This window comes from Pedobacter paludis (assembly GCF_003173575.1).
Taxonomy (GTDB): domain Bacteria; phylum Bacteroidota; class Bacteroidia; order Sphingobacteriales; family Sphingobacteriaceae; genus Pedobacter; species Pedobacter paludis.
On the sequence record NZ_QGNY01000002.1, the window covers coordinates 327,726 to 350,675 of the forward strand.

Annotated in this window: 15 protein-coding genes; 5 read left to right on the top strand and 10 right to left on the bottom strand. The window is 42.9% G+C overall.

Going from position 1 to position 22,950, the window contains the following annotated elements:
* Positions 1-394: 394 nt before the first annotated feature.
* Positions 395-919 carry an ADP-ribosyltransferase-containing protein gene (locus DF947_RS05975; protein ID WP_109928791.1) on the bottom strand — a complete coding sequence of 175 codons (525 nt, stop codon included), beginning with the start codon at positions 917-919 and terminating at the stop codon, positions 395-397.
* Positions 920-932: 13 nt separating this feature from the next.
* The gene (locus DF947_RS05980) at positions 933-1,529 is read right to left on the bottom strand and encodes a UPF0758 domain-containing protein (RefSeq protein WP_109928792.1); all 597 of its coding nucleotides are present in this window, start codon (positions 1,527-1,529) and stop codon (positions 933-935) included.
* Positions 1,530-1,663: 134 nt separating this feature from the next.
* Between DF947_RS05980 and DF947_RS05985 the strand changes: the two genes are divergently transcribed.
* The 4 genes from DF947_RS05985 (at position 1,664) to DF947_RS06000 (ending at position 5,027) form a co-directional block, all read left to right on the top strand.
* Entirely contained in the window at positions 1,664-2,089 is a 426-nt protein-coding gene (locus DF947_RS05985; RefSeq protein ID WP_109928793.1) for a hypothetical protein, read from the top strand.
* A 166-nt stretch (positions 2,090-2,255) separates the two neighbouring features.
* Positions 2,256-3,230 (top strand): MarR family transcriptional regulator, encoded by a 975-nt coding sequence (locus DF947_RS05990; protein ID WP_109928794.1) that lies wholly within the window; start codon positions 2,256-2,258, stop codon positions 3,228-3,230.
* Complete coding sequence (locus tag DF947_RS05995; protein ID WP_109928795.1) at positions 3,224-3,991, top strand: hypothetical protein; 768 nt, start codon at positions 3,224-3,226, stop codon at positions 3,989-3,991. Before DF947_RS05990 ends, DF947_RS05995 begins: the two co-directional genes overlap by 7 nt.
* A 115-nt stretch (positions 3,992-4,106) precedes the next feature.
* Positions 4,107-5,027, top strand: coding sequence for a DUF4238 domain-containing protein (locus tag DF947_RS06000; protein ID WP_109928796.1), 921 nt, complete (start codon positions 4,107-4,109; stop codon positions 5,025-5,027).
* A 154-nt stretch (positions 5,028-5,181) separates the two neighbouring features.
* On the opposite strand, the gene DF947_RS06005 is transcribed toward DF947_RS06000, so the two are convergent.
* The 3 genes from DF947_RS06005 to DF947_RS06015 all read right to left on the bottom strand — a co-directional run bounded on the left by DF947_RS06005 (position 5,182) and on the right by DF947_RS06015 (position 12,882).
* The gene (locus tag DF947_RS06005; protein ID WP_146202876.1) at positions 5,182-5,826 is read right to left on the bottom strand and encodes a hypothetical protein; all 645 of its coding nucleotides are present in this window, start codon (positions 5,824-5,826) and stop codon (positions 5,182-5,184) included.
* A gap of 64 nt (positions 5,827-5,890) precedes the next feature.
* Positions 5,891-12,133: an ATP-binding protein gene (locus DF947_RS06010; protein WP_109928798.1), complete on the bottom strand. Its 6,243-nt coding sequence runs from the start codon at positions 12,131-12,133 to the stop codon at positions 5,891-5,893.
* Positions 12,134-12,291: 158 nt separating this feature from the next.
* Entirely contained in the window at positions 12,292-12,882 is a 591-nt protein-coding gene (locus DF947_RS06015) for a hypothetical protein (protein ID WP_109928799.1), read from the bottom strand.
* Positions 12,883-13,076: 194 nt separating this feature from the next.
* Between DF947_RS06015 and DF947_RS06020 the strand changes: the two genes are divergently transcribed.
* Positions 13,077-13,910, top strand: coding sequence for a DUF6602 domain-containing protein (locus tag DF947_RS06020; protein ID WP_109928800.1), 834 nt, complete (start codon positions 13,077-13,079; stop codon positions 13,908-13,910).
* 202 nt (positions 13,911-14,112) lie between these two features.
* Here DF947_RS06020 and DF947_RS06025 read toward each other — a convergent pair whose 3' ends face one another.
* The 5 genes from DF947_RS06025 to DF947_RS06045 form a co-directional block, all read right to left on the bottom strand.
* Positions 14,113-16,032 carry a hypothetical protein gene (locus DF947_RS06025; protein WP_109928801.1) on the bottom strand — a complete coding sequence of 640 codons (1,920 nt, stop codon included), beginning with the start codon at positions 16,030-16,032 and terminating at the stop codon, positions 14,113-14,115.
* Positions 16,033-16,034: 2 nt separating this feature from the next.
* Positions 16,035-17,153 carry a hypothetical protein gene (locus tag DF947_RS06030; protein WP_146202877.1) on the bottom strand — a complete coding sequence of 373 codons (1,119 nt, stop codon included), beginning with the start codon at positions 17,151-17,153 and terminating at the stop codon, positions 16,035-16,037.
* A 104-nt stretch (positions 17,154-17,257) separates the two neighbouring features.
* The gene (locus DF947_RS06035; protein WP_109928803.1) at positions 17,258-20,488 is read right to left on the bottom strand and encodes an error-prone DNA polymerase; all 3,231 of its coding nucleotides are present in this window, start codon (positions 20,486-20,488) and stop codon (positions 17,258-17,260) included.
* Between the two features lie 12 nt (positions 20,489-20,500).
* The gene (locus tag DF947_RS06040; RefSeq protein ID WP_109928804.1) at positions 20,501-22,009 is read right to left on the bottom strand and encodes a Y-family DNA polymerase; all 1,509 of its coding nucleotides are present in this window, start codon (positions 22,007-22,009) and stop codon (positions 20,501-20,503) included.
* 5 nt (positions 22,010-22,014) lie between these two features.
* Positions 22,015-22,752: an ImuA family protein gene (locus DF947_RS06045; RefSeq protein ID WP_109928805.1), complete on the bottom strand. Its 738-nt coding sequence runs from the start codon at positions 22,750-22,752 to the stop codon at positions 22,015-22,017.
* Positions 22,753-22,950 lie beyond the last annotated feature (198 nt).

A 22,950-nucleotide genomic window follows, 5' to 3' on the forward strand; every position in this document is an offset into this window, starting at 1 on the left:
TTCGGACCACCATTTACTCCTCTCTCCGAGAACTCGTTGGCGCCCCCTTACATCCTTCGCCTATATCAAAGAACAAACCTTTGTGCAATTCAAAATTGCGCTTTAAATTGAATGGGATTTGACAACATTTAAAAGTTGTCATGTTTTTTGCTTGGTTGGACTGGACAAACACCTACTAACTTTAAAGAGTTGAATATCTCAACTTGCAGGAACATCGGATAATTTTTATAAGGATTGCTGACAGTTTGGTGGACATTTCACTAAAACTGGTTCTTCCCACTTTCGCCGAAATATCCAGTTTAGTTTTCACAGAACATTATTATATCCATATTTATAGCATCCAGGTTGCTACAGTTTATGTTGCCTTTCCCTATAACATATCTCGGATTGTCACTCACCTGAAGCGGCCTTTTGACAAACTCCTGTCGATAGCAATCATTTCAATCTGCGATGCCCTGAAAACGACATACTCAACTTCGTCGTCGCCTAAACTAGAAATCACGCCATCATACCCATTAGCAATCATCATTTCATGCCCGCGCTCGCTATTAAGACAATCACGCATTTCACCAACTTCACCTAAACCAATTTCATCATAAAGTGTACTAAGCGCTGTAGCATTCTCCAGCTTTTGTCCACTGAGTATTTCCCAAATTAACGCAGCCTGAGATTCATTATTAAAGATGCCATGTAGCCGCAGGTCAATTGGCATCCGAATATCCAAGTGTGCGGTGATGATTGTATCTCCGAAAAGCTGTGCATTTTCTTTTTTATCGGCAAAGAAAAAACCATGTACTGTGTTACCCCAACCAGTGTTACTGCCTTTGAAAGAATCCTCGAAACTTTCAAAATGGGCATCTGTTCCATGATAGAAAACTCCATATGGATCAACTATTGGCGGCTCATATTTCCACCCCATCTTTCCGCTCGTTTTATGCCGATTTTCGTCGCAATAAACCCTTAATACTAAATGCTCTTTTTCCAAGTTCGAGGGCAGAGAGTATTGCACTGGATTTTGCCAATCCCATTCCTTTGAATTTTGCCAGTTCCGTATGGCTGAGCTCTGAAAGTTTTGAGAGGTCATTATCTACAGAAGCCAGAATTTTTTCTCCAAGCTCTATTGCATTGGCATCTGCTGTTCCAGACCCGATCAACATCGCAACTAATTCTGCTAGGGTCATTTCACCAGGCCCGCTTTCCAAAAACTTTTCCCTCGGGCGTTTTTCAGGATCCCACGATTTTATGCCACTTTCCTTCTTTTGCTTCCCTTGGTTAAACAGATCCAAAACTGTCACCTCTTTATCGCTAGCGTGTGCCGCTGAATGAAACAGGGATGCAAAGGCTGAAATCCAGAGCTCAAAATCCTCCTGCCAAATGTATATCCTCGCTTTTTTGGTACTACCGTCTTCGTATTTCACTAGATTGGTAATCCGCATATAGTTACTCTTATTCCTGGCAAGCTTGAAATCCAGGAAAAAGCTCTTTCTTCCCGAAGAAAAAGCCTCTGATGCAATGATGTTATCCTTCATAACCTATTTATATTTAAATCATTACCCAAATCTCCTTATTGAAAATCAATTAGTCGGTTGTATATTAGCCAATCCGATTGAAGCGCTTTTAAATCGGTTAATTAGCTGAAATTCAATTAGATTATTTTTTGGTTATGCCAATTCTCGAAAATGAACTCGGGCGCAAATGCGCATATTCGGAATGTACAAGAATATTTGAAGGAAGAAAAGATAAGGTCTATTGTTCCGATCAATGTCGCAATGCTGCGGGGAGGAAAAAGAAAAAGGTCGCCATTTGGGAGGAACCGGAACATTTCGGCCAGGTTAATCGCATTATTATGCGTAATTACCAAATCTTAAAACGACTTTATAACGAAACCCTTACACCCATAAAAAACTGGCAACTGAGCGACGAAGGCTTTGAGTTCAAGTTCATGACTGGGATATATAGATTGGACGAAGGCATTGAAATCTTTATGTGCTATGAATATGGTTGGTATCAGCTTCCCGACAATAAGGTTAAAATTTATTTTGTCCCCCCTCTTTTTCTGACTGGCTTAGCTAAGGTCACAAAAGAATAAATATTGGTTTTCGGTTTTTATTTATTTGTATGTTCAAATCACACAAACAGGTAACATAAGAGATGTTCGAGAGTTCAGCTACTTAGAAATCGCCCAACGATAACATTATCGTGCACTCTAACAATTATTTTGTTAGAATGCTTTTTTTTGTTATTATTGTGCTATCATGTTAAACATACAGCGATATTTACAGGAAAGCTTCGGGCTATCGATAAGACTCTCACCGCTAGAAGAGGCAGAGCAGAGAAGGTTACCTCTGTACCTAAAAGGCGGTTATGAGATACAAAAGACCGAACTTGACAAGATAAAACTGCTTTTCGCTAGGCCAAAAGGGAGTGATTTTACTCCCTCCCAACTCGAAAAACAGCAATTACAATTAAAGGAAATTTTACGGGGAACTGTAGTTTTTGTTCTGGAGAATCTTGAGCCGTATTTTCGCAAACGACTTGTAGAAAACAGGATTGCATTCTGCCAACCTGGAAAGCAGCTCTATGTGCCGGAACTTTTGGTGAACCTAAGCGATCTGCGCAGCCCCAACAAGGCTGAACCTAAAGGGGCTACACTCGGCTATCCCGCGCAATGCGCCGTACTCTATCACCTGCTAGTGGGCCCCATAGAGGGCATGCCCCTTGGCGAAGTTGCGAAACTTTTTATCACCAGCGCTATGTCAGTATCCAGAATTGCCAAGGAACTAGAGCAGCACAACATTATCACAATTCAAGGTACCAAAGAAAAACAGATGCATTTTGTTCTACGGGCAAAAAGACAAATCTGGGAAAGCGTGCAGGAGCTTATGGTCTCGCCGGTGAAAAAAGTTTTCTACACGGATTATCCTTTGAACGGAGAACCCTTGGCCGTACCTAGCTATGACAGTGCTCTGGCCAAATACTCTGAGCTTTCTGAAGGAAGCCAGCCGGCCTATGCCATTACCCGCAATCAGGTTGACCAACTGGATGAAAGCAAGGCACTGCAACTAGGGCAATACGGCAGATCCCGGGTAGAGATATGGGCATACGGCCCATCCGCATTTTCAAAATCCCACATCGTAGATCCCCTTTCCTTATACCTCAGCATGAGAAATGAAGAGGATGAAAGAATAAAAATTGCATTAGAACAAATGATCGATAACATACAATGGTAAAAGGATTAGAACGATTAAAGACATATTTTGCCGACTATAGCGATAACTACATTATTATAGGCGGAACGGCCTGCGAGGTAAGGCTTGAATCCAGGGGGATAGATTTTAGGGCGACCAAGGACGTTGACATGCTCATAATAATAGAGGCCATAGACAAGAAGTTTCTGGAGGCCTTCTGGCAACTGATTAGGGACGGGGAGTACATTAACCGCAATATAGAAGAAACGGAAAAGAATTTTTTCCGCTTCAGCCAGCCCCAAGCCGATGATTTCCCTGCCATCATCGAACTTTTCTCCAGGAAGCCCGATGGTATAACCTTGCCGGAAGACTTTCACCTCACGCCAATACCTACCGATGAGCAGCTTTCCAGTTTATCGGCAATGCTCCTGCATGACGAATACTATGAATTTACGTTGCGCAACTGTGATATCGCAGACGGTCTTATGGTGGCCAATGAACTGGCACTGATCGTGTTGAAGATTAAGGCCTACCTGAACAATCTGCAACGGAAAAGGGACGGATATGAAATCCGTTCCAATGACATCGACAAGCACAAAAAAGATGTCCTCAAGCTGGCCGCCACCCTCGCCAGTACCGATCAGGTGGAATGTGCGGACCTCATCAAAGAGGACATCGCAAATTATATCGCCATTCTGGAAGAGGAAGATTTTAACGTTGCCGGTCTTGCAAAGGAGGCAAAACTTGGGGACATCACCTTAAGGGACATTACCGGACAACTGGCCGGCGTATTTGGGATATAGAGGGATGAAATATTACCTGATCACAAAGAAAAAAAGCATCCATAACTGCCGGCAAGTTTCAGATCCAGAGATTTTACTTAAAAACACTCCACCATACCGTAACTAAACCTATTTCATGTCAGAACTTAAAAAGAGGCAGCATTATGTATGGCGCCATTATCTAAAGTCATGGGCCGATGATGACCAAATTTGGGCATTTCTAAAAGATCAAAAGAAACTGATCCGATCCAATCTCATGGGCGTTGCCCAGGAAAGGTACTTTTATCAATTAGAAGAATTCGATAAGGAAGAAGAAAAGCTTTTATATAAGCTCGTAGTCCACATGAGCCACCCATCGGTCAAAGAACTTAATCTCGATTTTTTTCGCCTGTATACCAGTCATTATAAGCTAAACGAACAGCTGAAGAATAGCCCGATAAACAGTGAGGCAAAAGCGATACTGCAAAAGGAAATCGATATACTGGAGAAGAACCTCATGGAAGACGTACATAGCAAAATGGAAGCTTCTGGAAATTTACTGCTTTCTGTTATCGATTCAAAAAACTATCGTTTTCTGGAAGATGAACAAGCGCTGTATGAGACTATGCTGTACCTCTTCTTTCAATATGTTAGGACTAAAAAGATGAAGAAGCAAGTGCTGGAAGGCTTCACTAGCACTGAGCATAAATTCTGGAACGTCATCAGTCACGTCATGGCAACAACTCTATGCAGGATATATTCTTTTTCTAAAGACCTGAATTTTACGTTTCTGGAAAATTCGACCGACATAAGATTTTTAACCTGCGACCAACCCGTTCTGAATCTTCTGGCCGACATGGTTGACGAAACTGGAAGTACAAATGAGATCGAATTGTACTATCCCTTAAGTCCAACATTGGCTTTAAGGATTTCCTTTACCGCAAGAGCGGAGAATTGGATCATTGCCAGGCATATAGATGATAATGAAGTTGATTACCTGAATAAAATAGTAGCACGAGAAGCTCACACGTATGTTTTCGCTGAGCATAAAAATGACATTTCGGCTTATTTTGAATAGCGTTATTCAACTCTTACCGTTATTTTTATCTATCTGGATCACCATCATATCCCATCACACTATTCGATATTTGCGTTTTACAGGACATATTTTTGACGATATCATTTAGCTTGAGTATGTTTTTAATGCTAAGAAAGCTTTACTTTTTCACTTTCTAACTCTGATTCTCAATCAACTGCTGCTTTAAGCTTTTAATAACTTTTTTTGCATCCTTAGAAAACTCTTCCAGATACTTTATCCTGCTTTTTATTTTTTCATCTTCAAATTTTTTCTCCTTATCAACCTCTTTATTGGTTGCCGTGGCTGCTAACTCGAGATCATCATCCTCATACTCATCAAAAAAATTTACTGTATTACTGCCAAGGAGAAATCGAATAATCTCCCTATCATGTTCGGGAGCAAGTTTTGATGAATATTTTAAATAGGCTTCGGCTTCTGCTCCCTTAGATTTTTCAGCTGCTTTTTGCAAGGCGAATTCCATACAGATTCTCGCGCTTTTATCAATTTGCAGCGCTCTCGATAACCACTCATCCTTTTTTGATTTTGGTTTTAAGTCCTGGTCTCGAAAGTTATCGGGAAGAAATGGCACATAAAAAGATTCCTTATTATCCGGATCAAGTTTTTTTATCGTCTCGAATAGCTGATCAAATTCTTTGAATGGCCTTCTGTTTGATGGCAACTCCCAGCGGTGAGACCATAATTTCAAAACGATGTCAAAACATTCCTGTTCAAGAGCTTTCTTTTTAGTTCCTGTTGCGGTACCGGCAGCAGCTATTTTTTCGGAAATATAATGTGCCATCCACCTGCCCAGCGTATCGACACCAGGTTCCATTTTGAGTTCTCTCACAATCAGCTTTCCAAGCTTAACAATATCCTTTTGTATCTCTGAGTCTTCCATCTTGCGAAAAAATAAAAATCTTAAATAATTCTAATCTACCTTTTTTATAGTCATCATAATCATATTTCCTGCTGATTCTCCGTTCTGCATAAACCTTGATAATGATCTCTCTTTTAAACGCTTTGCATACTGATTTCAGAAACTCCAATTCGAAGCGGATCCTTTGCCCAGATTGATCCGGTTCTTCATCCCTTTCTGGTTTTTGGCTACGCCATCTCTCTACTACCGCGGCAACTTTATTGTCATCGGAGAAAAATCGCTTACCGTCTTCAGAAACCGTCATGCCCAACTTGTTTATTATTTTGGCCCCAGGGGCAATGATTGAAAACGGGAAATCCTCTGCATTGGGGTCAAATCTATCAATGCCCAGATCTACATCCCGCGTTGCTATCCACCCATCGAGTTTGAACGGCGCAAAATCAATCTCCATTCTATCCTCACCATATTTGGGGAGCTTGAAATCATGGCTGTCTTTGCATGTGGAAAGTGCATTCAAAAGAGCGTTCGAAGTTTTGGGGGACACCAATGCCGATGAGACAGAATAGGTTTCCTTTGCTGAATCTTTTTGCTCATTCCACCAGCCGAACAGATTCAGCCAGATTTCTCCCTGTCTTTCACATCTGGTATTTTCCAACAAATCGATTTCTCCCAGTTGTTTCGTCCACTTCTCGTCAAAGGGACTACTTTTGATCCAACTTGGCCGGTTATGGGGCAAATAATCTTTTTTCCCCGCCAGCAACTCACTATCGGGGAATGTCACATAGTGCTGGCCTATCCAATCTTCCCATTTATCATCTCCCCAGTCATTTCGAGAATATGTAGGCATATGCGCTATAAGCCGGGCGGCAACTGTCATCATCGAATGATAAGACTGGTAGAAATCCAAATTGTCTGTTCTTGGATAGCTTCCATGATCATGATGTGTGCTATCCTCCCTAGAATTCCTGTTCCATAGCCCGACCCTAGGATCTTCGTTGTATCCACTCGAGGTAATTCCCCATTCCTTAACGACAACATTGGCCGCAAGATCCTGTATCTGTGTACTGGGAACGGCGAATATTCCACCCAAAGGTTCGAACCAATATCTGTCGAAATCCCATCCAAAATGAAAGTCTATCCCTGTCTCAACTTCATTTTTTTCATGCCATACGCTATTCACCCGATGATTATATTTGGCCTTTTTGATAGGAAATGCTGACCATCCCACTTTTCCAATCTTTTCGATAGTATCGGAAGGAAAACTTCCTGGCATCGCTTTTTCGATATGCAAGGCGGCGTCCGAGGCAGCGCGCTGAATAATCGCGTGATCGCCATTTAAAGCATAGCCGGCGATCACCCCGCCATGTTTCTGGAGCAGGCTAGGATGTGCCAATGCTACTTTCGCCAGCGAAACCATAAGATACTGCACTGCATGCAATCTGTAGAACGGATATTCCTGACAATTGAACGCACCACTATCGCCTCGATTTAACCAACCAAATAAATGATTTATTACCGTTTCAGCATTAAAGTCCGCTAACTTCGTTACACTATGAACCGCTTTCCACCTTATCTGCGATTTCGGAGCGCCTAACGCCGACCATAGGAATCCCGCGATGCTGTGATCTACATCATTTGTAACCCTAAGTTCCTCGCGCCATTCTCCATCCCCAAAATCCGAATCCATATGAAGCTCGAATCTTGACAGCGAATAGCTCAGGATTTCAGGCGCTTCTTCTTCTTTGACGAGCGGCACACAAAGTTTGACAAAACCGAACAGTATTTCTGCATCTTCGATTTCCTGACCACCAGCAAGTCCGCTGAATACACCCTCAGTTATAAACTTGTGGTTATCGTCATGTTTCGGAAGAGATTTGATAAATCCATCATATACATAGACGTCGCACAACTCCCTAAAATATTTTGCTCCCGCACGATTGATTATTGATCGATATTTATTTCTAAAACCGACCTTTCTTGTCCATTCCGCTGGAAAACGGCTGAAAGTTTCTGAGAAATCATAGTTATCAACGATATCCGATCCAAGTAGTGCATCTATAAACTTTATCAGATCAGGTTCTTTTAGTGTACCTATTGCTGCCTTCCAAAAGGTATATCTTGGGCAATGGACATTTAGTTCCGTGGCAGCCTTGGTGAACCTGTCATGGCACAACTCTAATTGCTCTGTAGAACTGATTATCACATCACCAAATATTTCCGGCCAAGGAAGCTTTGGATCAAATTCAACATCTTTTTCATGCTTTGCCGTTTTTTGCTTTTCAACTTCAGCATCTATCGAGCAGATAAACGAATCAAGCTTACTTGAATCCAGGCCATTGGCTGACGCCAAGGATTTCATCTCTGCCCAATAGTCCTGATTGCTGTTATCCCTTCGAATTCTCTCCAGCGCATCGCTAAAAATCAACTGCTTATCAGCTAGTTGTATTTCACTCAACTCCAAACATTTTTTCAGAAAATACTTAAGCTGGTCCAATTGGCAAAATGGAGACAGTGACCAGGCGGTAAGGGGGGCTATCTTTTTCAATCGCGTCAATTCGACAAACAAGGCAAAATGTAACCATTCAAACCTGCCGACTTCGCGATCAGCCCATCTGCTAAGGGCTGAAATCCCAATTCCCGGACTCATTCTTGCGCAGATCTGCAATGCTTCCGCCCTATCCCAATGCTTTTCGCGCAGCTGTTCGCCGACCAATTCTGCGACCCGGATAAACCTATAGGCGAGCTCATCCATTGGCTGGGATATACTAGCGCTTTTTCTGGCAATTTCCGCAATTGCCTCCCATCTCTGAATCAGCTCATCGCCAAATTTGCTCACTATATTGACCGCATCGTTGAAATAGACGCTGGCATCATCAAGGGAATATATAGCTACCGCCCTTGCCAGCAACACATATCGACTGGAAAGCTGGTCAACATCATCCTCTTTCGAATCGTTGATCAACCCATATGCCGTTTCCTCCAATTCGCTCTTGATATTATCAAAATTCGCATTTCTATATGATGCCCTGCAACAGAACAACCATTGCTTAATATTTAACCGTTTATTTCCTTTAATATGCGCATTGTAATAACTGGCAATATATTCTGGAGCTGTATCGATTAACATTGTAAAAGCTGAAAGCTGTACCTCGGACAGATCATCGGGAAGGCTATCATATGGATTATACCGGCCCTTCATGGCATCGGTAGATTCGCTGATAAAATTCTCCCATAGATCAGGTAATACCCCCTTAGCTGAAATTACTTTCAGTCGCAGGTTATACCAAGGAAGCAACACTTGTACGATTTTCGCAAATTCCTGTCTATCCCTATCTCTTTCGTATTCCTTTTTGCCATTCCGCAGTTCTTCGGGAAAATAGTCTTCAATATTATACGTGGCTTCATTCAACGAATACAGACGCAACGAAAGCATTCGCATAAATTCACCCCGCTCATTGGAATGATGGTTACTATAGACCAACCTTGATGCTTTCAAGGGAAGGTAATGCCTCAACACTCTCTGGATTTTTTTGGCTTCCAGACCCGCATAAACACAGGCCTCTAAAAAACAAAGGATGTCGCTTCGCGTTTTATCATCAAACAGGCTCTGCTTAATCTTTAACCTCGTACGATGGTTGCACAATAAATCAAGGCAGACCTCGATGGCAGCCTTTTCTGGGAATCGGCCGATGGCGTGCAGCTCTTTAGTTATGGCAACTATGTAATGGGGAATAGATTTGAACTCGGCAAGCAATTCCTCTATTTCTGTAAACTTTCCGCTGTCAATGAGTCTCCTTGTAAGATCCGCTACCGTTCTGGCAACCGCATCCTTTGGCCTGAGCGAAAACAAAAAGCCACAACAGCCTTTTGTCCCTTCAAGATTAAGCAAGGCAGTTGTTATTTCTAAGATATCCAAATCCCTTAAGGGAGGCTCTTCATACCTGTCCGTTGTCTCACGGTGCTCCTCAAAATATATGCTAAGCCAATTCCTAGATGCTCTTAAGAACCCACGGGCCTCTCCCTTAAAATCTTCGATTGTAGAAAGGAGGGAAGCTGCATAGATGTTTTCTGAGCCTGTCCAGAATCCCGATATCGTTCTTCTAAAAGCCATTTCCTGAGTTTTTTCTCTGCTCTGAAGCGTCGCCAAAAGGTCGATGTTCTGCTTTAACAACCCTAGCTGACGTTGATCTCCTGCGACTTCTTCTCCAGCTCTCATAGCAAGTTTTACTGCATCGCCAAAATTGGAGAGTTTGATCGCCGCCTTAAAGGCGAACTGCAACCTATAAACCCTGATGTTTCTGGCATCGATTGGATTGTCCTCTGGCAAAAGATCATCCGAGAGGGCTATACGTATCAACTTATCATATTCGCCAACAGATAAATAAAGCTGTGGCAATACTTCCGAGGTATATGATGAGTGGCTTGCCAAGGGTTCGAGAAGAACAATATAGCGTTCCAATTTTGTTTTATCGGCCGAGAACCTTATCCTAAACCATGTCTCCGTTGGCTCATCACGAAACTGGACCGAGCTATCCGATAGCCATAAAGACCGGCCTATATCGGCAATGAAGCTTTTAAGCACTTCTATAGTAACCTCAGCGACCTTGCCGAGTATGTCCAAAGGGATGTTGGGGGGAAGGTTCGCAAGGCCAATACAGATTGCCTCAATCTGGGATTGATAATCGGGCGATAGCATATCCTTGACATGCGAAACGGCCAGCTCAAGTTGGTGGGAAATAAGATCATCTACAGTAGTTCCCCCAGGGCCAAGTTTCTCCAAGATTGTATTTATGCCACCCTCGCCATTTCCTATGGCATTGGATTGTACCCTAGGGTTGGAAAATGTTAGTCTATGGAACTCTTTTGCATCTTCCGGAGTTGCATCTGGAAAATACATCAGAAGATTCGACAATGTCTCCTTTTCCGAAAAAGGTTCCAAGGGCAACTGGACAATGTCATTCTTTGGTTGCAAAAGCTGGATCCTCTCGGTCCTGCAGAGCATAACAAGCTTACACCCATCTGGGATTTTTTCCCTGAGCAGCTCATGGGCAAAGCAGGCTTGATTAAATTCCAATGCAGCCATTTCGGCATTATCGGCCGCATCTATCAGGATGGTTAAACCCGCATCCGGATAAGCTGTTTTTATGGACTTCACAGCCTGTCCAAGCCGGGAAAGAAACCTTTCCGTAATCTCCCGCTCTGTATCATTACCCCTTATTAAAAGGGGCGCACAAAGGCCCTTTGTGGAAAGTTCATTGGCTATCTGCATAAATGCCACTTTATGACTATGTCTGGTCTCACTTCTGTTCCGATATCTTCCGGCACCAAAGCAATCAAAAGCGACACCAACCGATCCTTCAGGCAACTTATCTATATACTGTCTGGTGAAAACCGATTTCCCGACACCACCGGCCGCGTGAACGATCACAGAAGCTTTCGAACCAATTATTTTCCGCGCCAGCTCGTCGTGATGTTCTCTGTATATCGTCTTTCCAGCATGTTCCCATAGTGCCTCGGCAAGGTACAGATCTCTTTCGGAACTCATCCCAAACCTCAATAGCACTTCTTCTTTGATGATTTTGCCATCTGCGTTGGGCAGTACCTTATCACTCACCAATGCGATAAGGCTAGAAATCTCCGTGGTATCAACTGCCCCCGCAACCAGCTGGGCAATTTCGATCCTTAACTTTTCTCCTTGGACACTGTAATCGCCCTGGCTATCCTCCACATTGATCAGGCTACAGAACAGCTTTAACTCATCTACGGAAAGCTTGGTATACTTTTGGAGAGTGGATCGGAACTTTCCCTTTACCGGCAACTCCAAACTTGGATCAGTAAGGTTTTTCTTGAAAACAGGATCGAAACTCCGGTTGGTCAGAATAGTAAACCTTATATTTTTCACACTATCCTTATCCCTTCGGTAATGCTCGATAAATCTTGAGGAAAAGCCCTCGAACGTTGTCTGAAGATCGCTGAGCTGGAAGGGAATATCGTTCTGAACCGTCGTATGCTTTAACTGATAATATTCGATTATCTGTTCATCTTCCCTCAGGTAATACTCGGTGACGTCAATCGAATATTCACCAAGCAAATCATTATCCGATGACCCTTCAATCACAAGATATTGGAGCTCAGCATTGGGATAGACCATCGCCAAACATCTCCTTGCCGCCCAACGGTAATGAAAAGCATCGCCGGCCCTTGAATATCCTACTAAATTTTCTGCCACAATTTTATATGTTTAGGAGAATTAACAAAAAACAAAAATCCACAGGGGATTTGTATGGCTTTGTCGTGCCTATATCGTTGAGTGAGTCGCGTCATGGTAATAAATTTGTTGAAATAAAGGTAAACAATCGTTTTGTGGATACCTAAATCAAGACATTTTTACCGATTTGATAAACTTTGTGGCAAGCGGGATTTATTTGATTCTTCTAGAAATTCTCCTATATCGCGACGGAATCTTGTATCTACCTGCTTTGGAGCATTGTCGATATATCCCTTTGCTATCTTAAATGTCCCACTTTCCACTCCGTTCAGATATTTTTTAATGTTTTCCATATTGAAAGGGATTTTAAGCCGTATGCTAAAATTAGGGGAGAGGTCTGTCCATATAACAGCGTCTATACCTATTTCGACTGCCCATGATTGAAGCCTAGGTAGAATTGATTCATTGGCTTCTCTGACTCGTTTCTCACCATTTGAAAAATTGTAGTATCCAATATTTTCTACTACCGTTCCTTCACGAGCGCGCAGGTTTTCTACAGCATGATCTATATCATCAAATAATGATATAGCATAAAGTGTTACAACATCTGTCCAATTCGGCTTAATCACTAATGTTAACCTCCCATCACTTGAGATTCTAGCAAACTCGATTGGCAAAGCTGGCCCATTTTCATGCCATTTGCCATCAGCGATACTCAAATTTCTCTTGTCCCATATTAGTGATCCCCACCCCAAAACTGCAATTTTCATCTCCTCAAGCGTTAAATTATGAAAATGTAAATTACTTAATTTTAGTGTTTTGATATCAAAATATTACCAACACTTTCTATGACCACTTAACGCAATGCAAGCGTGAGTTGCGACAAAAAACCAAGAATTTATCTTGAAATGATTTCAAAATAATCGATAGATTTACATTAATTGACATCTCATCTAATAATACTATGCATAATAGATATTTCGAAATCTTCAAAATTAAAGTAGACAATTTCATTAACGAATTAGCCCGTTCAAAAGCACTTTATGAGAATTTAGCTAATACGAATAAGCTGCTTCATGCTGGAGAATATGGAATGTACAAGGAACGTTCATTGCATCAGCTGATAGATTTTATTACACCATACGGTTATCAAGTTACGGATGGGTTCATCATCAACTCTTACAATGAAACATCCACACAGTGTGACCTAATTATCTTCGACAAGATAAAAACTCCATTAATTGAATTTGGAAATCGTTTTCAATTTTTACCCGTAGAATCTGTCGCAGCAATTGGAGAGGTTAAGTCAACTCTTTCAAAAAAAGATTTTATTGAAGCTTTGGTAAAGCTGACCTCAATAAAAAAATTGTTCAGACCATCTGAAAGTTTTTTAAAACATAACTCGGGCTTTAGCCAAGAGAATTTCGCCCCATTTGTGTTTTTAATTTGCGACTCAGTGACTGGAATTAATGATGATTATACATTCAATGATTTAGTAAAAGACGCTATAAAGTCTTACCAAGAAAATAATGTTGAAAAGTGTGACTATCACAATATAGCTGTATTGATTCATCAAAATAAAACTCTAAGCTACAACATGCCTCTTGACTTCTGTAAAGCAAACAATTTAAAACAAGAAAAAACATATCAACCTATCTGGCAAAATCATTTGATGAATCATACTGTTAATGACTGTCAAGATCATTACAACTTGCTTAGAGAACTCGCGACAGGATTATCAAATAGTCTAAAAATGCGTAAACTATTTTATCCAGACCCAGTTGACTATTTGTGGTAACAATCTTCAATGTTGATTTATGCGTTTACGAAAATAACGCAACTTCCCTCACTATTGCGAAACAACCAATGTTGAACTTCCAATCTTAGGCTAAAATCTTATAGCCATGAAAAGTTCAAAATGCAATAATGACATTTTAAAAGGTCGAAAATTTAACGGTCGCTATTATCCTAAATTTAGTCGTATTCGTACTTTCAATATGTTATTCTGCACCAAGCTCTCGTATATTAAATTTGCGAATTGCCCTGATTTGCTTTGTGCTAAACCTCGCATTGATCCAAATGTCAAGATATACTGAGGTAGCTATTTTCACCTTTATCTCATTATCCGTCAGCCCTTCATATCCTTCTCTATTTCTCAAGGCTTGCGCATCCTTTTCAAATATCTCATCGATCTCTGATGAGGAAAGTGGCCTGATTTCCAAATGTAACCTTTTCTCTATCCGGTCATTTTCTTCGATGATTTCAAGTTCTAAGGCGGTAGCGAAATCGAGTACATACACATCCTCTAACAGCAAAGTGGTATACATCGTTGTTACCGGAATGCCATTATAATTACCAAAATCTGCAACTCCACCATGGTCATTTTTCCCCATTCCGATTATTGCGAGCAAATCCGTTCTATAGGCAAATTCTGGCGGTACAATAATCAAGCTCGGCGCAAATCCTTCCTCCTGCAGAGAAAAGATGCTATCTTTGAGTCCTTCAGCTATTGTATTGTATGATGTTTCGATATGATTGTGAAGTATTTCTTGGATAAACCGACCGTCAATGCCCCTTGCGACTTCCCCTCCAATGTGCGCGCTACCATGTATTTCCTGATAATTGTCTTCGACAAACATTATCTTGAACCCCTGCAGAAGATAACTGCTTCCAATAGCTGGCAGTTTTCTATCATGGTCATATTTGACTACGTTTCCGAAATAATCAAATATAGGAAGTATCCTATTGTTTCTTTTCCAGTCATCGCCAGCCAGCTTTTTAAAAGCTTCAACTTTATCACTGCTAAGAAACTGGTCTGCCACCTCCTTATCCTGTAAGTATTGCTGTCTGTTTTTCAAGCGTGCAAGAATATTCAGTAACATTCTACTATTTGACCGGAAGTTTTCTAAAACCCTGCCTTTGTCTACATCGCTAGTACCAGAAATGCCTGAACCAAAAATCACAGACCATCTTTCCCAGTTATTTTCGAAGAAAGCTATATTATCTTTTACTTTTTCCAGCAAAAAAATATAGTCATCATTTTCAGGAACCTCGGAAAAATCGAAGTCAGAAAGCGTAGAATTCAACAGGTGATAAGTGGATCCAAGCGTGATCCAATTGTAAGGGTCTGGTGGGGTGTAAGATTTTCCGGATTTTCTCTCCATAAAATCCCACCATTTGATTCCAAGAAAACCAGCATGGCTATATTTCCGGATATATACTGCATCAATGAGTACTTCCTGTGGATTTGCGTACCTGATTTGAAACCCGGTCAATATCTTTCTTGCACGAAGTGCATCCATTTTATCTATTGAAAAAAGAAATAATGACCATGAATGTATACTCAGGGCTAACCTACGCTGCAATAACGGCCTAAAGCCAATAAGCTCCGAATTTGCTCGGACTTCGGCTAGCTCTTCGAAGGTTGCACCGTTATACTTTGCCCTACGGACCTCGGATCTAAAGTCGAAACCAGGTTGAGCTAGCTTATTGAAATGCTCAAAGCTAGGTTCTAGTAAAGCATCGTTGCTCACCCTTAATACCTGATAATAAAAACCGGCAATAGTTTCATATAGCAATCTATTTAACACTGCATTGTCACCATCCTCTGAAACTACTTTTGCCTCCAGGAATTGACCGAAATAGTCAAAGTTTCGTCCAAAATGATCTATAATCTGTTCGCTACCATACTCCTGGCTAAGGCTACATTGGAAAAATCTCGCTGGCAGCGATGACAAATGGCGGACTAAAGGAATTGAGGAATCAGCAAATGCCCGCATCATCTCCATACTCAGAAACTCCATCAATTCAACCCACACTCCTTCATGCTTATTTTTATAAGCAACCAAGAAAGCCGAAACCAACGTTTTATCTAGGTCATTTAGTACTTTCTCTGAAAACCCTTTTTTGTTGTTCGGCATAACTAAGAATGTAAAATTGAATATAACTGTCTAATATCATCCAGACGTTCGCGAACCTGTTTTAAATCACCCTTCTCGGAGGCAGCAATTAAACTTTCCTGTAACTGCTGTTTCTGCTGAATATACTCTTCTTCGAGTTGGCCTGATTTTTTAGTCTTAAGGCCTAAGCTGATTATTTTTGCCTCCAACCATTTCACTTTAACGTTATCATTAAAGTAAAAAAGACCATGCCTTGGGTTTAGATTTGATTTGAGTTGTAAAGGCTGATATAAAACTGTTCCGGGTAATGAACGACCGCTAACTTTTCCAGATGCAAAGGCAATCAACGGAAGGCAGATATCAACAATTTCAACTCGCACCCTGTTACTGGATTTTAATACAACCTGATTTTCATTTCCTGGAATAAAGCTTATGTACCTGGTAAATCCAAGTGACTCCATCTCCTGGGCATAAATTCTTTCTGTCAACTGTAAGAATTCATCATCAAGCATGGTAAACGTAGCCAGCTTTACCAGATAATCCCTGGTTATCTTTGCAATTTTTTCTTGATTGAAAAAAGTAATCACCTTCGCAAACATGTATGCAATGGCAATAGTTGTAGCCAGCAGGAGCAAACAACTAAATATCGCGAAATTACCGACCGTATATATTGTGACGGTATGCTTAAGCAGGGTCATTATTACTAAAAACAAAATACTGATAATAGAGATAGCAAAAACATAATAAAGCCTTGTTTCCCTGAAGATATTTCGCAGTGTCTGATTAGTCGCATTTTTAACGACCTCGAATGAGAATCCTATAACCACGAAACTCAACCCTATGATTGTTGCGGATGAAGCAAGGATGTCCGCCACAATTTCTTTTGCTCCTTCTTCAGTAAAGGTGAAAAAACATAAGAACCAGAAGTATTTTTTTATAAATTCTTTAGATAAAAAACATACTCCCATTCCAACGGACATCATAACTATTGTAAGGATTAATGCAAATCCTATATTATTCACCTTCAAGCGTAGCAGCTCTTTCCTTTTTGCTGAACGAAACTGATAGACCCAAGCATCTTGTTCTTTCAGATGCCGCCAGGTTTTTGAAGATAGGGTCAATGATGATGAAAATACATTCATCAACCAATATGTTATAGACTTTATCATGGAGCGCAATAAATTTATCAAAAATAAGAAAGTCATTAATATTATATGCAAAGCATGTAATTTAAACTCCAATGTTATTATTTAAAGTTTCTGCCTGCATGAAAAGCTTCCTTCGGCACATCTTCGCGAACCTGAGTGCGTTTATTTTGTGATGGATAGGGTGCCGTTTTTTCATCACCATGCGCTAGAGTCAATACTGGCAATTCATCCACTTCACGCTGCACCAGCTTTCCAAGCATTTTTGTAAAATCAAAACATTTGCTCACGATTACGTGCACCACTTGTCCCTCACGCTGCAAACGGCCTTCGACCATAAGCAGCCTAGCGTGCAGTATTTCCTTTCTGTAGGTTTCAAACAACTGTTCAAAAACCACAAGATTTGAATACCCCGTTTCATCTTCAATGGTAATAAAACACACCCCGCCCGCTGTCCCGGGACGCTGGCGCACCAATACCAGTCCTGCTACTTTTACTATCTGTCCATCGGTAGAATCGTTGTTGATGTGATGGCATGCCCGGATATTGAGCATATCCAGCTGCGAGCGGACAAAGCTCACCGGATGTGCTTTTAGCGATAAACCAACCGTTGCATAATCCTGAACCACATGTTCGCCCTTCTCCATAAACGGCAACTCAACCTGCGTTTCCAGTACACTTTCCGATGCCTGCCCCTTGAATAATTCCACGGGCATATCCTGCAGAGCGGAAACCTCCCAAAGCGCCTTGCGCCGATCCATTCCTATTGACCTGAACGCATCCGCATCGGCCAGCCTTTCAAGCGCCACAATAGAAACCCCAGCATCGCGAAGTGCGGTAATACTTTTATAATCACCAGCTCTTCCGTTAACCAGAATCTCCATATCATCAGCCCTTATTCCGCTGATCTGTCGAAATCCCAAACGCAGCGCAAAATATTTGCCCGATTTTTCTTCTAGCCTATTGTCCCATAGCGAATGGTTAACGTCTACCTCGCGCACCTCAACGGTATGTTTCTGTGCATCGATAACAATCTGCGCGGGCTGGTAAAATCCCATTGGCATACTGTTCAGTAGCGCGGCAGCGAAAGCATCCGGATAATAGTGCTTTAGCCAGCACGATACATAGACCAAAAGCGCAAAACTTGCCGCATGGGATTCTGGAAAACCATAGCTTCCAAATCCCTCCAGCTGCTTAAATATCCGCTTGGCAAACTCCAAAGTATAACCCTTGGCCAGCATCCCGTCGATGAGTTTCTGCTCGTACTGGTTTACCAGTCCCTTGAACTTAAATGTGGCCATACTCCTGCGCAAGCCGTCGGCTTCGGCAGGGGTAAAGCCTGCTGCGACGATTGCAATTTTCATCGCCTGTTCCTGAAATAATGGTACCCCGAGCGTGCGTCCCAAAATTTCTTTAAGTTCCGGAGAAGGGTAGACCACAGGTTCTTCACCATTTCTCCGGCGCAAATAAGGATGCACCATATCGCCCTGTATCGGGCCAGGCCTCACTATTGCCACCTCGATCACCAGGTCATAAAATTCCCTGGGCTTTAGCCTTGGCAGCATCGACATCTGCGCCCGGCTCTCGATCTGGAATACGCCCAAGGTATCAGCCAGGCAGATCATATCATAAACCTCCGGGTCATCCTGGGGAATATTGGCCAGCGTATACTGCACGCCGTAATGATCACGACAGAGATCAAATGCCTTTCTGATGCAGGTAAGCATCCCAAGCGCCAGCACATCTACCTTTAAAAAACCCAATTCATCAATATCATCTTTATTCCATTCGATATTGGTTCGATCCTCCATCCGGGCATTCAAGATAGGGCACAGGTCTGTAAGCTTCCCCTGTGTTACTACAAATCCCCCGGTATGCTGGCCCAACTGGCGCGGGAAGCCCATCATTTGGGAAGTAAGCTCAAGTGTTTTTTTAAGGTGCGGATCATTTGGATTTAAGCCCTGTTCTGTAACCCTTTTGCCCTCGAACCATTCATCTGTAAACTCCCATATTGAACTTGACAATCGGTTAATGGTATCTACCGAAAGGCCCATTGCCTTGCCAACATCACGGATTGCACCTTTTTGGTGCTGCTGGGTAACCGTAGCTACAATTGCCGCCCTATCACGGCCGTATTTATTATAGATATACTGAATGATTTCTTCCCTTCGCTCATGCTCAAAATCCACATCGATATCAGGCGGTTCGTTTCTGGCCGGCGAAATAAAGCGCTCAAAAAGCAGGTCAAATTTCATCGGATTTACCGATGTGATTCCCAAAACAAAACATATAGCAGAATTAGCAGCCGAACCCCGTCCCTGACAGAGGATCCCACGTGACCTCGCCTCGCGCACAATATCCTCTACAAAAAGAAAATAGTTGGCATAATCCATCTGCTTTACGAATTCCATTTCATGACCAATCATCTTGACCACCTTATCCGGGATGGTTGCACCGTAAAACTCATGCGCCCCTGTCCAGGTAAGGTATTCCAATTCTTCCAATGGTGAGCGTCCGCTTTTATTGATTTCCTCCGGGTAAACGTATTTGAGCTCATCGAGTGAAAAATCGCAGGCCTCGGCTATTACCATCGTATTTTCGATGGCACTTGGGTATTTTCTAAACAGCCTTTCCATCTCCGCCACCTCTTTCATATAGCGCTCGGCATTCTGGTGCAGGCGAAACCCAGCTTCCTGGATGGTGCATTTTTCGCGCACGCAGGTGAGTACATCCTGTAATTCCCTGCGCGAAGGCGAATGGTAATGGATATCACCCGTTGCCACTACCGGGATCCCATAACTTTTAGAAAGCTGCGAAGTACGGAAAATCAGCTTATCATCATTTCCCATATACGATCGCGTGGCTGCAAGGTACAATTGACCGCCCAAGGCTTCGCGGTATTCCGCTAGCGCAGCAACAAAACCAGGCTCGTACTCAAACCTGCGGTTAAGCTCGCCGGGCATCACCACATTAAAAACCATCCCCTTGCTATGCTCGTAAACATCCGCTCTGGAGATATGGCACGAACCTTTCTCGGCTCTCATATTTCCAAGTGTAAGCAGCGCGGACAATCTGCCGTATGCTTCTTTATCCGTAGGGTAGGCCAACAGACTTGGCCCATCTAACAAATCGAGCCTGCATGCCGGAATAAGCTTTATGTTTTTTTCCCTGCAGGCTGCATGCGCCCGCACGATTCCCGCAAGCGTGTTTCTATCCGTAACCGCGATTTTTTGATAACAGAAGATCTCGGCCTGTTCCACCAGCTCATAGGCGTGTGAGGCTCCCCGCAAAAAACTGAAATTTGAAGTAACCTGTAATTCGCTGTATCCCATAATCCATCTCCTCTATGCAAAAAATCCATGTATAAACCATTTGTATTTATTGTCGCTGCCATAGTGCCCCGAACGGAACAGCCAATATCTGCCGCCCTGCTCGTCCTCCACCTGATAATAATCCCTATGCTCGCCCTGATCCAGCCACCATTCGCGCTCAATGCGCTCAGGTCCATCGGCCTTTGCCACCGTATGTCGCACGCCTTTATAGATAAAGAACTTTGGCGGGTGATCTGGGATGATGGCCATTACCTCTATTGGCACCGGCGTTTTGAGCAGCTCCGTAGGCCTTGGGTTATTCACGCGCCAACGGGTATCTGATTTTTCGGTCACAGAAATGGCCTTTTGAACCGATCTCTCCGGCCAGTATTTGGTTGCTGGCAGGTAGCGATGGATAACCTGCAAACCTACTTTCCCAGCCACCCGGTCAAGCAGACGGATTACGCTTTTATCATCAAGCCCGGGTGTAGATGTCCACATTTCTTCCTGCGGAACTTCCACATCGTCCACCTTTGGCGCATCGAGAACAAAAAGCTCTATACCAAGCGCAGGCCTGATCTGATCGATCTTGAGTTGAAAAAGCTTGAACAAATGGCTGATGCTATGAGTAGCCCCACTTGTACCGATATCCACCCAGACCACTTTTCCATCGATCCGGTAACAGGTAAGTATCCCTGTTCGCAGCCCTTTTCCTTCAGCCTGCATCCGGGCACACAAATTTTCCAGCAGTTTATTGATTGCGATCTCTATGCCATTTCGGGTCTTTATAGGCTCAAGGCACGCCAGCCTTTCGCTAAACAGCACTGGCACCCGAAGGGGAACAAGCACCTCGTTTTCTGTCCCGATGGCCTGCCCCAAGCGGAGCAGAAAATCCTCGCCGAACCTTCTGCGTAACACCGATCTTGGCATTCCAATGAAACTTTTGATCTGGTAAAATCCCAATTTGCGCAATTTTGCCAGCACCGGTTCCTCTAATCTTAGCGCATCCGGCACCAGATCAAGCAATGCATCGACCTGCCCTCCGGTTGGGATGAGCGGGGTGATCTTTCCATAATGTGAAACTGCCCATGCTGCACCCGGCGTATCGGCAATGGACAGGCGCACGGTATAGCCTTTACTTTTTAGCCTTGAAACGATTTCTTTTAGATAGCCCCGTTCCCCGCCCCACAGATGTGTGCATCCGGAAACATCGAGCAAAAGCCCATCCATCCCAAACTCATCTATCGCAATTATTGGGGAATAGCGCACGCACCATTCGCCAAGACCTTTGAGCAGCTTCTTAGGCCGCTCCGGTTTATCATCCAGCACTTCAAGGTCAGGGCAAATGGCCTTGGCATCGGCTGCACGCATTCCCACTTCGACACCGGATTCCGCCGCTAAGGAACTAACCGCGGTGATTATCATACGTCCATGGTCGGGTGCAGCGAAAACAAAGGGCACGCCCGAAAGTTCTGGTCTGCGGATAAGCTGCCAGTCAGCCAGTAGCTGTCGGAACCATATGGAAACAAAACGCCTTTGCATGATATCTATCCAATCTGCCTGCCCTCCAGTTCAGACCAAACGATTTGTTTTTTAACTTTTTTGACCTCTTCGAATTTTTCTCCCGCCCACTCCAGTACAAAATTTCCGGGGTTGCCATTACGGACCTTTAGCAGCTCTACCTGCCAGCGCGGAAAGCCAAGGCCGGGCATTCCATCTTCGGTATGTGAAGGCAGGGGACTGATCCTCCATCTTGCCGTGGCCACTGTGCTCGCTATTTTATTTTCATCTTTTCGCAGGATAAAGCCTGTAACCCCACTGGATTCTACCGCTAGCTGCAGCCTGCGAGATTCGATAAGGCTAAGATTATTAACCTCTGCTACAACAGCAGCAAGCCCTTCGCATTTTAGCGCTTCTTCCGTGATCCATAGCACATCCTTTTCGGTTTGTACATCCATAAAAATGATGCGCTCGGGCTCTACGTTGAAAAGGCTAAGGGAGGCGGGAAACAACCGGCGCGAGGTACTGGCCCAAACGCATGCGGCACCATTTTCCATAAGCACGGCAAGAAGCCCAGCGATAAAGCCATCGCTTGCCGCCGAATGTTCGGGAAGTACAGTAATGAATTCATGGATTGCCTTTTTGGGAAATACGCTGCCCGGAAAAGAATTTTCTATTTCCCCAAGGCCGATACGTTCAGCCTTGCCAGCGGACACAGGCTTAAAGCCCTGCCACAACAGTATATCCTGCTGCAATTTTTGAAACAACTCCCTTTTAGCATCCATGACGTAATAAATTCTATACTATTATTTTTAGTATATTAAAATTCAACAACAAACATAAAGCTAAAATTGTTAGTAAATAATAAAATGTTGAAAAGATTGTACTTTTAGTGGATAAGTCAGGCCTTTGCCTACCTGCTCTATATCCTAAAGCCTGCTCAACGCAATAGCTGTCTGTAAATTGAATATTGTGAGTATTTA

Coding starts and splice junctions, on each gene's coding strand:
- DF947_RS05975 (WP_109928791.1), bottom strand. CDS start 919: ATGGGGTGGAAATATGAGCCGCCAATAGTTGATCCATATGGAGTTTTC.
- DF947_RS05980 (WP_109928792.1), bottom strand. CDS start 1,529: ATGAAGGATAACATCATTGCATCAGAGGCTTTTTCTTCGGGAAGAAAG.
- DF947_RS05985 (WP_109928793.1), top strand. CDS start 1,664: ATGCCAATTCTCGAAAATGAACTCGGGCGCAAATGCGCATATTCGGAA.
- DF947_RS05990 (WP_109928794.1), top strand. CDS start 2,256: ATGTTAAACATACAGCGATATTTACAGGAAAGCTTCGGGCTATCGATA.
- DF947_RS05995 (WP_109928795.1), top strand. CDS start 3,224: ATGGTAAAAGGATTAGAACGATTAAAGACATATTTTGCCGACTATAGC.
- DF947_RS06000 (WP_109928796.1), top strand. CDS start 4,107: ATGTCAGAACTTAAAAAGAGGCAGCATTATGTATGGCGCCATTATCTA.
- DF947_RS06005 (WP_146202876.1), bottom strand. CDS start 5,826: ATGGCACATTATATTTCCGAAAAAATAGCTGCTGCCGGTACCGCAACA.
- DF947_RS06015 (WP_109928799.1), bottom strand. CDS start 12,882: ATGAAAATTGCAGTTTTGGGGTGGGGATCACTAATATGGGACAAGAGA.
- DF947_RS06020 (WP_109928800.1), top strand. CDS start 13,077: ATGCATAATAGATATTTCGAAATCTTCAAAATTAAAGTAGACAATTTC.
- DF947_RS06025 (WP_109928801.1), bottom strand. CDS start 16,032: ATGCCGAACAACAAAAAAGGGTTTTCAGAGAAAGTACTAAATGACCTA.
- DF947_RS06030 (WP_146202877.1), bottom strand. CDS start 17,153: ATGAATGTATTTTCATCATCATTGACCCTATCTTCAAAAACCTGGCGG.
- DF947_RS06035 (WP_109928803.1), bottom strand. CDS start 20,488: ATGGGATACAGCGAATTACAGGTTACTTCAAATTTCAGTTTTTTGCGG.
- DF947_RS06040 (WP_109928804.1), bottom strand. CDS start 22,009: ATGCAAAGGCGTTTTGTTTCCATATGGTTCCGACAGCTACTGGCTGAC.
- DF947_RS06045 (WP_109928805.1), bottom strand. CDS start 22,752: ATGGATGCTAAAAGGGAGTTGTTTCAAAAATTGCAGCAGGATATACTG.